The sequence below is a fragment of the Ketobacter sp. MCCC 1A13808 genome (assembly GCF_009746715.1).
GTDB lineage: Bacteria > Pseudomonadota > Gammaproteobacteria > Pseudomonadales > Ketobacteraceae > Ketobacter.
Genome location: NZ_VRKW01000001.1, coordinates 649,685 through 664,555, shown reverse-complemented (window position 1 = coordinate 664,555; position 14,871 = coordinate 649,685). Strand labels below are relative to the sequence as shown.

Sequence of the window (14,871 nt, the reverse complement as noted above, 5' to 3'; positions counted from 1 at the left end):
CGATTAGGAATAGATTGTTTGACAGCCAGATCATGATTCGATAGTTTCATACCTATCGAAATGATAATAAGGATCTGACTTGTGACTGGAATTGCTGTGCTGACCAAGCCGCTGCAACTGAAAAATGGCGTAATCATAAAAAACCGTCTTGCCAAATCCGCGATGAGCGAAGCGTTGGCCACCACCGATAACCGCGCAACGGACGCGTTGGTGAATCTGTACCGCGCTTGGGCAACGGGTGGCACCGGATTATTGATTACCGGCAACGTGATGGTAGACCGGTCTGCGCTAGGTGAGCCGAATAATCTGGCGATAGAGGATGAACGTGATTTACCACGGTTAACCCGGTGGGCACAAGCAGCGACTGCCAACAACACCCAGGCATGGGTTCAGCTCAACCATCCCGGAAAACAGTCCCCCAAGCTTGTCAGCAGGCAGCCGGTGGCTCCGTCCGCGATCCCGTTAGGCAAGCAATTTGATGCCTATTTCCATCAACCTAAAGCACTGACTCAGGGACAAATAGAAGACATTATCCAACGTTTTGCCACTGCCGCTGCGATTTGTAAGAAGGCTGGATTTAGCGGGGTCCAGATTCACGGCGCGCACGGTTATCTGGTCAGCCAGTTTCTTTCTCCTCACCACAACCAAAGGCAAGATCAGTGGGGCGGCTCCCTGCAGAACCGGGCGCGTTTTGTACTCGAAATCTATAGCGCTATCCGTAGTGCGGTCGGTGTTGATTTTCCTATTTCTATTAAGATGAACTCGGCGGATTTTCAGCGTGGGGGGTTCACTCAGGAAGAGTCAATGCAGGTAGCAGAGATGTTGGCTGAGGTCGGTATTGACCTGATTGAGATTTCCGGTGGCACCTATGAGTCTCCGCAAATGACAGGGCGGGATATGAAGGCGTCTACTCAGAAGCGTGAAGCCTACTTTCTGGAATACGCAGAGCGCATCAGAAGCCGTATTGATACACCGCTCATGGTTACCGGTGGATTCCGCACTGCGCCGGGCATGGCCGACGCGATCGATAGTGGTGCTACGGATCTGGTTGGATTGGCTCGGCCTCTGGCGGTTGATCCGGCTTTTAGTCAGAAATTATTGCGTGGTGAAGCCATAAAGTACCCTGTTAAACCGCGTATCACCGGTATCAAAATGGTGGATAATATGGCGATGATGGAAACCATCTGGTATTCACGCCAGATGGAGCGTATCGCCCATGGCAGGAAAACAAAACCGAACGAAAGCCCGATTAAAGTGTTTGTAAGGCAGACGGCGGTGTCTATCTTTCGGGGGTTTAAAACACAGCGCCTCAGGGCTAATTAGTCCGGTTGGCCGTGGTCTTTCCGTTTGACCCGATCCAGGATGATTGGTAGCGTAGCGCCCTGTTTTAGTCCGGAGAGGGACATAGGGTTATGCACAGCTCAACGTTAGACGTATCCGGTAGCGCGGTGTCCGGAAAAGGCACGCTATCCAAAATGAAAACTGCATTGCAGAGCCCGGTGGAATATCAGTTGCGGTTGGGTGAAGAAGGACTGCCTTTGAACCCATTGTTAGGCAAACGCCTGACACTGAATTATACCGGGCAGATTTTCTGCACCCATTGCAACCGCAAAACCAAAAAAAGTTTTAGTCAGGGGTATTGTTACCCTTGTTTTCGTGCGTTGGCCCAATGCGATACCTGCATCATGAAGCCTGAGTTGTGTCATTACGCAGAAGGCACCTGTCGCGAACCGGAGTGGGGAGAGCAGTTTTGTTTTCAGGGGCATACGGTGTATTTCTCTAATTCTTCCGGGATTAAAGTGGGCATTACCCGTAATACCCAGATTCCGACGCGGTGGATCGATCAGGGTGCCATTCAGGCTATCCCTGTGTTCAATGTTAAAAACCGGTTTCATTCCGGGTTGGTCGAAATCGCTATCGGCAAATACGTTTCCGATAAAACGAAATGGCAGGCAATGTTGAAAAATCAGGTGGAAGCACTGGATATGGTAGCCGAGCGAGATACCATTCTGGAACAATGCCGCCTTGAATTAGATGCGTTGAAACACCAACTGGGTGAGGATTCGATTGAACTCCTGGCGGACGCTGAAGCGGTTGATATTCACTATCCGGTGCTGGAGTATCCAACTAAAGTAAGCAGCTTTAATTTTGACAAAAAGCCGGAGGTCAGCGGCACGCTGATGGGCATTAAAGGCCAGTATCTGATATTCGATACCGGCGTTATTAATGTGCGCAAATTTACCGGCTATGAAGTCGAGGTGAGCTGTTAGTTTCCAGGCTATTCCGATTCGCTCTTTTGCGCCTGGATGGCGGTGAGTGCGATGGTATAAATGATATCATCGACTTTCGCCCCCCGGGATAAATCGTTTACCGGTTTATTGAGCCCCTGCAACATCGGACCAATACTGATCACATTAGCGCTTCTCTGCACCGCTTTATAGGTGGTGTTACCGGTGTTCAGGTCCGGAAAAATCAGCACGGTAGCATCACCGGCAACCGGGCTGTCCGGTGCTTTTTTTGCGGCTACGCTACGGCTTACTGCGGCATCGAATTGCAATGGCCCATCGACAACCAAGTCCGGACGTTTGCGGGCGACAATCTCAGTGGCCTGGCGCACCTTATCGACATCGGTACCGCTACCGGACTGGCCGGTGCTATAACTGATCAGGGCCATCCTGGCTTCGATTCCAAAATTCCTGGCCGAGTCTGCACTTTCAATAGCAATGTCGGCCAGTTGCTCTGCATCCGGGTCCGGATTAATAGCGCAGTCACCGTAAACGACGACCTGGTCAGGCAGGCACATGAAAAAAATGGAAGAAACGATGTTGACGCCCGGTTTGGTTTTTATCAGTTGTAAAGCCGGTCGTATTGTATTGGCCGTGGTGTGAACCGCGCCCGACACCAATCCGTCTACCACCGCTTTTTTCAGCATGATCGTGCCGAGCACGACGTTGTCCTCCAACTCCTGAGCTGCTCGTTCAGGGGTTAACCCTTTGTGCTGACGCAGCTCCAGCAGATAGTCGACGTATTGTTCCCGCAGCGGGGCCGGATCTATGATTTCAAGGCCGTCAGGCAGCTCTTCCCCATGGGCTGTCGCCACTTGCTTTATTTCTGCAGGGTCTCCCATCAGCAAGCACTGCGCGATTTTACGATGATGACAACTGATCGCTGCTCTGATGGTGCGAGGTTCATTACCTTCCGGCAAAATTATCTTCATCAGGCGCCGGCGTGCGTGCTGCACCAGGCTGTAGCGAAACGCCGCCGGGGAAATTCTGGGTGCGCGCTCGCTGGCCAGCAGATTGGCCAGCCAGGCCTTATCCAGATTTTGGGCGACGGTTTCCTGAAGGTGTCGTACACGGGTGACATCGTCGATGGGCACTTTGTTATTAAATTCCGGCAATAGATTGATCATCTGATAACAATCCTGATCAATCTCCATCACCGGCAGTCCTTGCGACAAGGCGTGCCGACAAAAGTGTTTGATGTCGTTATTGGTTTGCAGAGGTTGGGTCAACAGGAGCCCGGCAAGGGCAACGCCGTTGGTTTGAGCCAGTGCGGTGGCAATTATAACGTCGTCGCGGTCGGCTGGTGTAATGACCAGGGTGCCCGGCTGCAATTGCTGTACTAAATTGCCTATCCGCTGCGCGGCTACAATGACCCGCATAACCCGACGTTGTGATAACTCGCCTTCATGTAAGATCTTGGCATTAAGAAAATCGGCTACGTCTTTGGTGCGTGGGGCGGTCAGGTGTTTGTTCCAGGGGATGGCACCCACCAGATCAAAATCATTGCGTCGCAGGGGAGCCAGTTGTTCTGCAATGGTGTCGAGACCGAAGGTGACATTGTAGGTCGGTTGCATGATATCGGGGCGAATTCGACCGTGTCTATCCAGGGGAGCGTTTAACATGTTGATGATGCACCCCAGAACCCGGTTATCGTTGATACCGCCAAACTGATTGGCAGTGGCTTCCAGGTGGCGGTGCAATTCTTCCAGGGTGTTGGTCTGAGGGGTTGCAATCAAAATTACCATGGCATCCAATGCTCGTGCCAGCAGTGAATTGAAGCGGGAAAAAACCGGGTCATCATTGTTGCTGTGAATGCCCTCCACAATCAGCACATCAATATTGCCTTGGGTTTGTTTGGCGTCGTCCAGGGCTCGTTGACGCAGGGATATGATGTCTTCCAGTAACCGTTCCTGTTGACCGTTGCCGATAAGACTTTCGGCATCAGCATAGGGGATGGGGGCTGGAGGGTTGAGACCGGTATGTTGCTGCACCAGTGATATGGAGCGATCCTCGCCACCGGATTGGTGGGCTATCGGTTTAAAAAACACGATACGCAAGCCCATCTGGTCCAGTGCGTGAAGCGTACCTAAGCAGACAGAAGTTAGCCCGACCCCGGACTCCGTAGGGGATAGCAGTAAGGTTTTCAACAGCGGCTCCTTATTCTTGTATGAGTTTCCAGCTTTGATGAGCAATCATCCATTCTTCGTTGGCGGGGATGATAAACACCGGTCGGCTGTCAGCCCCAGCAATATTACGAATGTGACTTTCATTCCGGTTATTCAAATCGGCGTCCAAATGAAAATTCAGCCCAGATAGAAATTCAGTGACCCGTTGCCGGATCGGTGCAGCGTGTTCTCCGATACCGCCAGTGAATACAATGGCCTCGATCGTACCCAGTGGTACAAGATAGGAAGCGATGGCTTTTGCTAGTCGATAGCAGAACAGATTAATGGCCAGTTCCGCTCCGGCATGACCGTTGTCAGAAGCCTGCAGTAACTCGCGCATATCATTACTCAGTTCTGAAACGCCTTTCAAACCACTTTCTTTATTCAGAATGTGGGTGGCGGTTTCCATATTCATGTTCTCTTTTTCACACAAATATTCCAGTAAGCCGGCATCAATATCACCGCTGCGAGTGCCCATCATTAACCCTTCCAGTGGCGTGAATCCCATTGATGTATCAATACTGTGGCCGTCTTTTATTGCGCAAATGCTACAACCATTGCCCAGATGAGCGGAAACTATTCGCTGCGGTCGTTGCAGCCTGTCCAATAAAGGCAAGCTGGTTTCAGCAATGTATTGATGATTAATACCGTGAAAACCAAAACGCCGCACTTTGTATTGACGATACCATCGTGCCGGAATGGCGTAATGGAAGGAGCGGGGCGGCAGGGAGCGATGAAACGCCGTATCGAAGACGGCAACTTGGGGAATACCCGGCAGTAAGGATTCCACAATCTCAATGCCGGATAAATTAGCCGGGTTATGGAGTGGAGCAAGGTCTTCACATTGATGAATTTTTTGTTTCACTTTATTGTCAATAATGTGAGCCTGACTGAAAAATTCTCCGCCGTGCACAACGCGGTGCCCGACCGCTTTGATGGCAGAAGTAAGATCCGACTTTTGCAGAGCGTTGAGCAGTGCACTGAGTGCACTTTCATGATCTGCAGCGGGGAGGTCAATACGGTGGCTGGTTTTTTTCTGTGTGATTTTTAATGTGGCGGCGGCGGAACCGCCCAGTCCGTTGGCTTGTGCTTGCAGAATGGGGCTGTTCCCGCTGGCGCTGTACAAGGCGGATTTGACAGAAGAACTGCCGGAGTTGATAACCAGTATGGTGTCTGACAACATAGCCGCTCCTAGTGAATCGGGTAGCGTCTATGGTATCAGAAACCAAACCGGAGTGGTTCGCTTGTCGCTGCGGTTAGGGGGTTTGTTCCGGCACAAGTTGTATTGCATCGGCAACCACAGTGCCATCTGCATGCAAGTTGCTTAGCTGGATGGTTTTGGTACCCGCACTGAACCAGTAGAGCCCAAGGTTATTCCATTGATCCCCTGCACTGGTTTGATCTTGTGCGCTTTCTGTAATTACGGTACTGCCGTCAACGTCGGATTGAGCATGAATCCGGAACAGTGCGTTGGTGGCAAAGTTGTTGCTGTCGGGCCAGCGCGCGTATACACGGTAATAGCCTGCCTGTTGTACCGTCGGTGACCAGGTAAATATTTTTTCCGGATCTTTATTGGTGGCATAGCGATAGTTGTTGCCGTAAAAACCGGAGCGATAAATTGAAGGCCACCATTTGCCGATCCAATCAGTATTGTCCGTGTTGTCTTCAATGAGGCTGGCCTGAATTAACAGTTCATCGATACTGCCTTTAACCGTGTCAAAATTACCCGAAAGCAGATATTCGAATTCGCCGTAAGGGACTGTCCAAGAGCCTGAATATACGCCATCTGCTGCAGTTTCATCGTCACCTTGCCCATTGTCGTACAACGAAATCAGGCTATTGCCCGGCGACACAGTAACATTGATCTGGGACTCGGTGCTGATCTCTGCGCAATTGTAGCTTTCCACTTCGAGCTTAATTACTTCACCGGGTAGGGCAATCATGCTGTTGGCAGCAGGCGATTGACGGCGACGGAAAATTTGATCATTACAGGTGAGCGCACCCGAACCATTGTTGTCAGCCAGCCGTAGCATGGAACCGGATACCGTTTTATCGGCCAGCGCCGGTAATGGCTTGCCACTGGAAAGTAACAAGCGTCGAACAGCGGCCGCATCCAGATTGGACGTTGACGCATTGGCTCGTATCAGCGCAACGGCACCTGATACGTAGGCTGCCGATTGGGAAGTACCGTGGGTGACAATAAAGTCTGAATTGGAGGCATCGAAATAAGGAACAGTCGGTACCGTGCTCAGGATATCCTGCCCTGGCGCAGCCAGATCCACAGACCAGCGCCCATAACTGGAACCACTCCAAAGCTCGCCCTGGTTGTTGATGCCAGCCACCGAGATTACATTTTTATTGGTAAACGAAGCTGGAAAGTACGCCCGTTCGTGAGTGACCTGATCGATGCTCCAGCTATTGTTGCCGGCTGATGCCACCACCATGATACCGGCTGATTCCAGCAGGTCGATCAGCATATACATTTCCGGGGTGTTCAATAAATAGGGTGTCGCCACCAGCGGGTACATCAGATTGTGAACATTGATATGCTGCGACATGCCGCCGGACGAATTAATGACTACCACGTTGATACCGGCCTGTTTCAGGTTATAAAAATACCTGGTGCACTCGGTAATGGCTTTTTCTTTTGCTGCAGGAATAGCGACGTTGGGTATGTAGGGAAAAACATCGGTTTCCATTTGACCGGCTTTGCAGGTGGCAATTTTTATATTGGGTTCCCATCCAGCGACACCCACAATGCCACCGTGATATTGAGAGGATAGATTATTGGCTTGCGCGATCATCACGCCGGCCATATTAGTGCCATGTCCGACGGTATCATCTATCGGATCACCGGCAGCAGGATTGAGTGCGCCATTGGAATGGACACGGTTAACCAGCGTGTTCACTCCATGGCAATCGTTCAAATATCCGTTATTGTCGCCATCGATATTATCTTCACAGCCATCATCCACGCCGTTGTTATTTACATCCACGCCCGTGGCTTCGCCAGGGTTCATCCAGATTTTTGCAGCCAGGTCCGGATGGGTGTAATCAATACCCGTATCAATTAATGCAATAACCACTTCCTGCTGGCTCAGATTGAGGGCCGGACTATAGGCAGCCCAGCCTTCGGGTGCGTTGATATCTACATCACTGACACTGGGGTCAGTAATACTATCGCAAGTGTAGGTGACGGTTGAATTGCTGCTATCCACTTCAGGGCGTTCAGCGCAGGTGGATGTGTTTTTTGCTTGTAAGCCCCACTGCTCTGCCTGAAAAAGATCGTTGCTAATGGGTTGCGCATTTATGGTCGAGACCGATGCGGCAGAGGCAATTAAAATAAATTTTGAAACGGACGTACTCAGTGAACTCATGTTTGACCCCGTAAAGATAACAGCAAAATATCTATAAGGGACAGCTTCCGTAAAAGCTGCCACAAGTTAAGAGTAGACTAAAAAAAATCGGGCAAGATCAGGTGTGAAATTTTTATCTTTATAAGTGCGGTTTTTTCTAACCAGTGCTCATTTCACTTTTTGTTGACCTGGAATGTGACGCGACCGGGATCGGATTCTTTCACCTCTTCAATATCATCAATGGGTTCAAGGGAGAGACCATCCAAGCCGGACAGTTTTTGTTTTGGTGGTGGCGGTGCGGGCCTTTGAGCGGTTGCGGATGCGTCGGTAGCAGGACGGGCAGCAGGCCTTGTACCGGTTTGCGCTGTTTGTTGCGGCGCTGCTTGTACCGGTTTTTGCTGAGCTGCTGGAGTCGGAGCGGCGGTACCATTTTCTTCTAGCGTTATGCGCAATCGAAGATTGTTTTTCGAGTCGGCGTTTTTCAACGCCTCGTCCATGGAAATCTTTTTCGATTTGTATAATTGGTACAGTGCAGTATCAAACGTTTGCATGCCTTGTGCTTCGGATTTCAGCATGACCTCTTTGATTTCATCCACCTTGCCTTGTTTGATAAGGTCGCAAACTCGTGGCGTGCCCAGCAAAATCTCGATTGCCGCTGCGCGTTTTCCGTCTATAGTCGGAATCAAGCGTTGCGAAATAATGCCGCGCATATTAAGCGACAGATCCAGAAACAGTTGTTTATGGCGCTCTTCGGGGAAAAAATTAATGATCCGATCCAAAGCCTGGTTGGCGTTATTGGCGTGAAGGGTGGAGATACAAAGATGGCCGGTTTCAGCGAAGGCGATGGCTTGTTCCATTTGTTCCGCGGTTCGTATTTCTCCGATCAGAATGACGTCCGGCGCCTGACGCAAGGTGTTTTCCAACGCATCATCATAACTGTTGGTATCCATGCCGACTTCGCGCTGATTGACGATGGACATTTTATGGTGGTGGACGAACTCAACGGGGTCTTCGATGGTAATGATGTGACCTGCACTATTGGAATTACGATAGTCGATTAAAGCCGCCAGTGAGGTGGATTTACCAGATCCCGTTCCTCCTACAAACAGAACCAGGCCGCGCTTTTGCATGACCAACTTGGGCAGGGTGTCCGGTAATCCCAAATCCTTATAGTGCGGGATTTCAGTTTTAATGGCCCGGATGACCATGGAGATTTGACTGCGTTGCTTGAATATATTGACCCGAAACCGGCCAACTCCCGCTTCCGATATAGCGAGATTCATTTCCGGCTTATGTTCGAACTCCGCTTTTTGATCCTCGTTCATAATCGAGTATGCAATTTCTTTCACGCGATTGGGTGGTAGGGGATCTTTTTCAATGGGCACGAGCTTGCCATAGAATTTAGCGCTGGGTGGCGCTCCGGTGCTCAGGTAAAGATCAGAGCCATCGCGTTCAGAGAAGTATCTAAGGTAATCAATAAATTCCATTTTGAACCTGTCTACGGGTTGAGATTTTGAAATGGGGGGGTGTGGATTTGGTTACGTAAAGTATAGACAAGCGTTCGCGCGGCGGAGGAGGATGTTTAATCGGTCTGGTTATAACGACGCGCCGGGTTGTATCGTTTTGGTTTGTCTAGAGCAAACCCCTAGACAAAAATTTGGCAGACAGATGATTCAAATTTACCCAGCATAGCATTGATGGCCTGATCTTTGGCGCGGTCACTTAGCACTCTACGGTCATTTCTCCCTTTGGTGAGTGCGAGTGACCTCCCGACGGAGTGGCGTTACTTATTTTGGATTTTGATGCAGATAATTAATCAGCCAGGCCGTGTGCCTGCAACCCGATCGCATCCACCACACCGGCAGCGATCACCGGCTTGGCCATAGCGATGAATTCCTGCGTATTCCAGCTAAGCACGTTGTAATCGTTCAGTATTAACGTGCTATTGGGGCAATACTGCTTCGCTAACTGAAAGGATTTCATAATCCAATTATTGCCGAAAGCTTTTTGTGCATAGCCTGCGGGTGCATGACCGGGAGTGGCTTCGTTCACTACGTCCAGGTAGCGCGTGTCGGGGTAACGGGTACAGTAATCTCGAATCCAGCTTTCAATCTCATCGGCCAAGTCCGAAGCGGACAGGTTGGTGCCTTCGCATCTGGAGCCACCAATCCAGGCAGGGCATTGGCTGCCCCACACCAGGGTATGGCCTTTGACGGGGATGTTGTGTTGTCGGGCATAGTTGTAAACGCGATCGAGGGGCGTCCTTGTTTTTGTTATTTTTTCGTAGGGGTATGCACCGTACCGGAATCGGTTAAGGTAATTGAATCGAACTCGATAAAACACGCGCTTGTTCACAGTTGTCAGATAGCAACTCCGGATTGCATCGATTCAAGGGAGAAAATTGTGGCGTACGTATCAGACGTGGTATTTTGAGCCGAATCAATTTATTGCAGGGTCGTACTCCTCCGGATTCGGTCCCGCTTGTTTCTGAGGATCTGTGACCATGAAGCGAAACGCAGCGCAATTGCTAGTAGAGTGCCTACTCAACGAAGGGGTGACACGTGTGTTTGCGGTACCGGGTGAAGAAAATCTTGACCTGGTGGAAGCCTTACGCCAATCCAGTATCGATTTGGTGATCACCCGGCACGAACAGGCTGCCGGTTTTATGGCCGCTTGTCACGGCAGGCTGACTGGCAAGTCGGGTGTTTGTTTGTCAACGCTGGGGCCCGGTGCGACCAACTTAGTGACCGCTGCCGCCTATGCCCAGCTGGGAGCGATGCCCATGGTGATGATTACCGGTCAGAAACCGATTAAGACGTCAAAACAGGGCCATTTTCAGATATTGGATGTGGTAAATCTAATGCAGCCGGTGACCCATTACGCCAAGCAAATTGTGTCAGCTGAAACCGTGGCCTCCCGCGTGCGGGAAGCCTTCCGGCAGGCTGAAGAAGAGCGTCCGGGCGCAGTACATCTGGAATTGCCGGAAGACATTGCGCGCGAGCCGGCGGAAGGCTTGTTTCCCATTATTGCCAGTCAGACGCGGCGGCCGGTGGCGGAAAACAAAGCCATTGCACGGGCGGTGGAAGCCATTTGTGCCGCCAAGCGCCCGTTGCTCATGTGTGGTGCCGGAGCTAATCGCAAACTGACATCAAAAATGCTGCAGAAATTCATCGGTAAAACCGGCATTCCATTCTTCACCACGCAGATGGGCAAAGGCGTGGTTGGGGGAGCGAGTGAATGCTGGATGGGCACCGCAGCGTTGTCGGACGGCGATTATGTACACAGGTTAATTGATCATTCCGATTGTATTATCAATGTCGGGCACGATGTGGTGGAGAAGCCCCCTTTCTTTATGCACCGAGACGAGCGGACCGTCATTCATGTGAATTTCTTTACCGCTGATGTGGACCCGGTTTATTTCCCGCAACTGGAAGTAACGGGTGATATCGCCAACGCGATCTGGCATTTCAGTGAACTTATCGAGCCGCAACCCCATTGGGATTTTTCTTTCGCCACCAAAGTGCGCAAGGCGCTGTTCGACGATATCAATTCCGGCCGTGTGTTGAATGACTTTCCCATCCATCCACGACGACTGGTGCATGCGGTACGCGATGCCATGCCTGATGATGGCATTGTGTCATTGGATAACGGCTTGTACAAAGTGTGGTTTGCCCGTAATTACCGGGCTGTTAGACCCAATACTTTGTTACTGGATAACGCGTTGGCCACCATGGGCGCAGGCCTGCCGGTGGCAATAAATGCCAAGTTGGATTCCCCCGAGAGAAAGGTACTGGCCGTGTGCGGCGACGGCGGCTTTATGATGAACTCCCAGGAATTGGAAACCGCGGTGCGGCTGCGGCTGGATTTGGTGGTTTTGGTTCTACGTGACAACGCTTACGGGATGATTCGCTGGAAGCAGGCAGAGATGGACCTGCCGGATTTTGGATTGGAATTCGGTAACCCGGATTTCGTTCGCTATGCCGAAAGCTATGGCGCAAAAGGGCATGCAGCCGACAGTGTCAGTTCACTGGAGCGGCTATTGGCAGAAGCGCTGAACAGCGGTGGTGTCCATCTCATTGATTGCCCGATCGACTACAGTGACAGTAAACGTTTTATTTTTGATGAATTGCCGCAACTGAGCGCGCAATTGAGCGCTGGGACCCGGCAACGATGAACACCCCTGAGTTGCCGCAGGTTCATATAAAGCCACTTACGCTTAGCGATCCCTGGCGCTGGCTGCAGGCGGGCTGGAATGATTTTATACGGACTCCCATGATCGGATTGGCACACGGTCTTGCGGTGACGGCTTTCGGATTTCTGTTGCTCACAGTTGGTTATAACGAATTCTGGCTTTTGGCTGGTGCTTTCACCGGTTTTCTAGCGGTAGCGCCGGTGGTGGCGGTGGGCTTGTATGCAGTAAGCCAGGCGCTGGAGCGCGGTCAACCGGCTACGTTTCATTTAGTATTTCGCACCTGGTGGAGCTGGCGAGGTAAGCCCCACCATGACTGGCGGCTGGTCTGTTTCGGCCTGCTGTTGTGTTTGTCCGGCACCGGCTGGGTGCTGACTTCAGCGGCCTTCATAACATTGCTTTCGCCTGAGCCGATCAACCAGCCAATGGATTTTTTGCGGTATGTGGTTTTGGCGCGGGACAATAATGTATTCGAGCTTTGGTGGTTTTTAGGTGTGGTACTGGCTGCGCCTGTGTTTGCATCCTCCGTTGTCACGTTACCATTGTTACTCGATCGTCAGGTCTCAATTATGGATGCGGTGCTCGTCAGCTGGAAAGTCGTCGTCCAAAATCCATTTCCAATGGCGTTATGGGCGTTTCTGATAGCGTCTATTTCCGGACTTGGTTTACTGGCATTGGCCGGCAGTGTAATCATCGTGCCGGTATTGGGGCATGCTAGCTGGCACGCCTATCGGGATGCGGTCGGTGCTGAACATTTACCGCCAAGAGTCCGGAGTCAATCTTGAATAGCGTTATGGGGCTCAGCGAGCAGCAAGTGGCTACCTTTGGTCTCACCATCGGCCTTGCGGCGTTTATTTTGTATATGGTGTTTATTGTTGCCAGGCTGGCAATTGATTCCAAGGCGGGTAAGTTTGGCACGTTTGTGCTTTTTCTGGTGCTGACTTTGGGTATGGTGGGCTTTGTGGCAAAGTATATTATTCAATGGGCGCTGCACATCTAGTTTTCTCTTTCGGCAAAAACGACCCGGTTTCGTCCTGAGTGTTTGGCTTGATACAGTGCTCGGTCTGCTTCCTGCAGTAATTGAGTCGGGCTGAGTTCGGTAGATGGCTCGAAACAGGAAACGCCAAAGCTGGCGGTAACGTGTACGAGCTGCTCTTCACTTTGAATATTGAGCGATTCTATGCAAACCCTCAGCTTCTCTGCGACCTGCTTGGCATCGCTTCTGGCTGTATTCGGAAGGATCACCACCAATTCCTCACCACCATAACGACAAACTTCATCCGGTGGTTGACGGAGATTATTGGCAATAGTGTCACTGACGACTTTTAAACACAGATCACCCACAGCGTGACCATAGGTGTCATTGACTTGCTTAAAATGATCCAGGTCTATCAGCATAATGCTTAAACATTGCTTGTTGCGTCGTGCGGATTTTATTTCTCTAGCCAGGTATTCGTCCATGAAACGTCGGTTTCTGGATCCCGTGAGTTGGTCGGTCAGGCTCAGGTCTTTCAGGCTGTTATTCAGGCTGTGTACCTGTTGTAATGCCTGTTCTAATTCCCGGGTCCGCAGCGCGACTTTTTCTTCCAGTGTCGCTGCGTGTTGATGGGCCAGGTTGAGCATTTTCTCGTTGGCTTTCTGTGTCCTGTTTTCTGCAGCAATGCGCGCTTCATGTAAACGTTCCGCCAGAGCGTAAGACAGCAATATCGCTTCAATGCAGGCGCCAATTCTTGCAGCGTATTCGGTTAGTGGTGACCTCGGCAGGAAACCGAGTTTGCTTAGCGCTAGAACAACCGCGCCCGCCAGAAACACAGAAAATGCCAGCGCCAGGTACATGTTGGTCCGGCTGGGGTTTTGATACCAAAGGTAGTAGCAAACCCACAATGCCAAGGCTCCACCGCAGGCGACCAGCGCAACACTGCTGATGATGGCGACATGATAGGAAATAAAGAACGGTAGCAACATGCAAGTCAGTGCGAGCAGGGCAATGACCAGAATTAACCGGTGCGTCTTCGGGTGCGTGTTTTGAACTGCGTATACCCGGACGAAAAACAGAGCAACAAACACAATGTTTAGCGGCAAAATAATGGCCGAACAGTAGTTGTTCCACAGTAGTGCGTTTGGCCACAATAATTGAAACCCCAATCCGGTACCAATCAGTTGGTAGATATAAAACGTAGACACATACCCTATGTAGTATAAGTACACGGTATCTCTCACCCGTATAAACAGCAGCAGGTTATAAAACGCCATCACAAATATGATGCCGAAAAAAAGACTGTTAATGATTAAGGCATATTGATCATGCAGAAAGAAATGGATCGGTTCCCACAGTGTCACCGGTAGTTGTAGCGCTCCGCCTGTTTGTATCCTGATATAAATCGTGTCTTGGGCCTCAGGCTGCAACGTGATGGGGAGCAAAAAATTGCGGTGATCGAAAGGACGTGCTGAAAATGCCAGCGTATCTCCCACCGTTGCCTGGTAAAGCAGATCGTTGCGATTGAGTTGAAACAGCTGCACATTGTCCAGCGGGGGGAATGCAATCTCCAACAGAAAACGTTTTTGCTCCGGTGTTGAGTTAATCAGCGTGGCTCTGGCCCACAACACCTGTTCCATAAAACCGAAGGACGGGGTTTCATCTTTCACCTTAAACCAGTTTGACGACGGCTGTTGCTGTATCGTTTCGATGGTCAGTTTGGCGCTATCGTCAACCAAAAACTCGAGGTGAGGGCTTAATGGAAAGGTATCACCCTCGATGGTGAGCCCATCCGCAGCCACAGGCTGAGCACGGGTCCAGATAAGCGCGAACGCGCAGAGCAATAGGGTGATTAGTCGCACAAACGTCTCTTTTAACAAGCTGTGTCGTCAGCAGCCGC

11 protein-coding genes are annotated in these 14,871 nt (G+C 50.8%); 5 read left to right on the top strand and 6 right to left on the bottom strand.

Annotated elements, in window-relative coordinates; genetic code table 11:
* Nucleotides 1–81 precede the first annotated feature (81 nt).
* Complete coding sequence (locus tag FT643_RS02845) at nt 82–1,323, top strand: NADH:flavin oxidoreductase/NADH oxidase family protein (protein WP_317621917.1); 1,242 nt, start codon at nt 82–84, stop codon at nt 1,321–1,323.
* 89 nt (nt 1,324–1,412) lie between these two features.
* Nucleotides 1,413–2,270 (top strand): DUF2797 domain-containing protein, encoded by an 858-nt coding sequence (locus FT643_RS02840; RefSeq protein ID WP_198043268.1) that lies wholly within the window; start codon nt 1,413–1,415, stop codon nt 2,268–2,270.
* Between the two features lie 8 nt (nt 2,271–2,278).
* Here the strand turns inward: FT643_RS02840 and pta are convergent, their stop codons facing one another.
* The 5 genes from pta to FT643_RS02815 form a co-directional block, all read right to left on the bottom strand.
* The gene (gene pta, locus FT643_RS02835; RefSeq protein ID WP_156869153.1) at nt 2,279–4,432 is read right to left on the bottom strand and encodes a phosphate acetyltransferase; all 2,154 of its coding nucleotides are present in this window, start codon (nt 4,430–4,432) and stop codon (nt 2,279–2,281) included.
* A 10-nt stretch (nt 4,433–4,442) separates the two neighbouring features.
* A complete protein-coding gene (locus FT643_RS02830; protein ID WP_198043267.1) occupies nt 4,443–5,633 on the bottom strand; it encodes an acetate/propionate family kinase in 1,191 nt (396 codons plus the stop codon).
* Nucleotides 5,634–5,706: 73 nt separating this feature from the next.
* The gene (locus FT643_RS02825; RefSeq protein ID WP_156869152.1) at nt 5,707–7,827 is read right to left on the bottom strand and encodes a S8 family serine peptidase; all 2,121 of its coding nucleotides are present in this window, start codon (nt 7,825–7,827) and stop codon (nt 5,707–5,709) included.
* 152 nt (nt 7,828–7,979) lie between these two features.
* Nucleotides 7,980–9,293, bottom strand: coding sequence for a PilT/PilU family type 4a pilus ATPase (locus FT643_RS02820; RefSeq protein ID WP_156869151.1), 1,314 nt, complete (start codon nt 9,291–9,293; stop codon nt 7,980–7,982).
* A gap of 325 nt (nt 9,294–9,618) precedes the next feature.
* Nucleotides 9,619–10,161: an endo-1,4-beta-xylanase gene (locus tag FT643_RS02815; RefSeq protein ID WP_198043266.1), complete on the bottom strand. Its 543-nt coding sequence runs from the start codon at nt 10,159–10,161 to the stop codon at nt 9,619–9,621.
* A gap of 148 nt (nt 10,162–10,309) precedes the next feature.
* Here FT643_RS02815 and FT643_RS02810 point away from each other — a divergent pair, with 148 nt between their 5' ends.
* The 3 genes from FT643_RS02810 to FT643_RS02800 are packed head-to-tail and all read left to right on the top strand — an operon-like array spanning nt 10,310 to nt 12,995.
* Entirely contained in the window at nt 10,310–11,980 is a 1,671-nt protein-coding gene (locus FT643_RS02810) for an acetolactate synthase large subunit (protein ID WP_156869149.1), read from the top strand.
* Nucleotides 11,977–12,780, top strand: coding sequence for a DUF2189 domain-containing protein (locus FT643_RS02805; RefSeq protein ID WP_156869148.1), 804 nt, complete (start codon nt 11,977–11,979; stop codon nt 12,778–12,780). Before FT643_RS02810 ends, FT643_RS02805 begins: the two co-directional genes overlap by 4 nt.
* Entirely contained in the window at nt 12,777–12,995 is a 219-nt protein-coding gene (locus FT643_RS02800; protein ID WP_232339815.1) for a DUF2788 domain-containing protein, read from the top strand. The genes FT643_RS02805 and FT643_RS02800 overlap by 4 nt, the downstream gene beginning before the upstream one ends.
* Here FT643_RS02800 and FT643_RS02795 read toward each other — a convergent pair.
* Nucleotides 12,992–14,833, bottom strand: coding sequence for a sensor domain-containing diguanylate cyclase (locus tag FT643_RS02795; protein ID WP_198043265.1), 1,842 nt, complete (start codon nt 14,831–14,833; stop codon nt 12,992–12,994). The genes FT643_RS02800 and FT643_RS02795 overlap by 4 nt on opposite strands.
* Nucleotides 14,834–14,871 lie beyond the last annotated feature (38 nt).

Excerpts from the sequence above, each read along its gene's own strand:
- FT643_RS02840 (WP_198043268.1), top strand. The coding sequence starts at position 1,413 with ATGCACAGCTCAACGTTAGACGTATCCGGTAGCGCGGTGTCCGGAAAA.
- FT643_RS02830 (WP_198043267.1), bottom strand. The coding sequence starts at position 5,633 with ATGTTGTCAGACACCATACTGGTTATCAACTCCGGCAGTTCTTCTGTC.
- FT643_RS02825 (WP_156869152.1), bottom strand. The coding sequence starts at position 7,827 with ATGAGTTCACTGAGTACGTCCGTTTCAAAATTTATTTTAATTGCCTCT.
- FT643_RS02820 (WP_156869151.1), bottom strand. The coding sequence starts at position 9,293 with ATGGAATTTATTGATTACCTTAGATACTTCTCTGAACGCGATGGCTCT.
- FT643_RS02810 (WP_156869149.1), top strand. The coding sequence starts at position 10,310 with ATGAAGCGAAACGCAGCGCAATTGCTAGTAGAGTGCCTACTCAACGAA.
- FT643_RS02805 (WP_156869148.1), top strand. The coding sequence starts at position 11,977 with ATGAACACCCCTGAGTTGCCGCAGGTTCATATAAAGCCACTTACGCTT.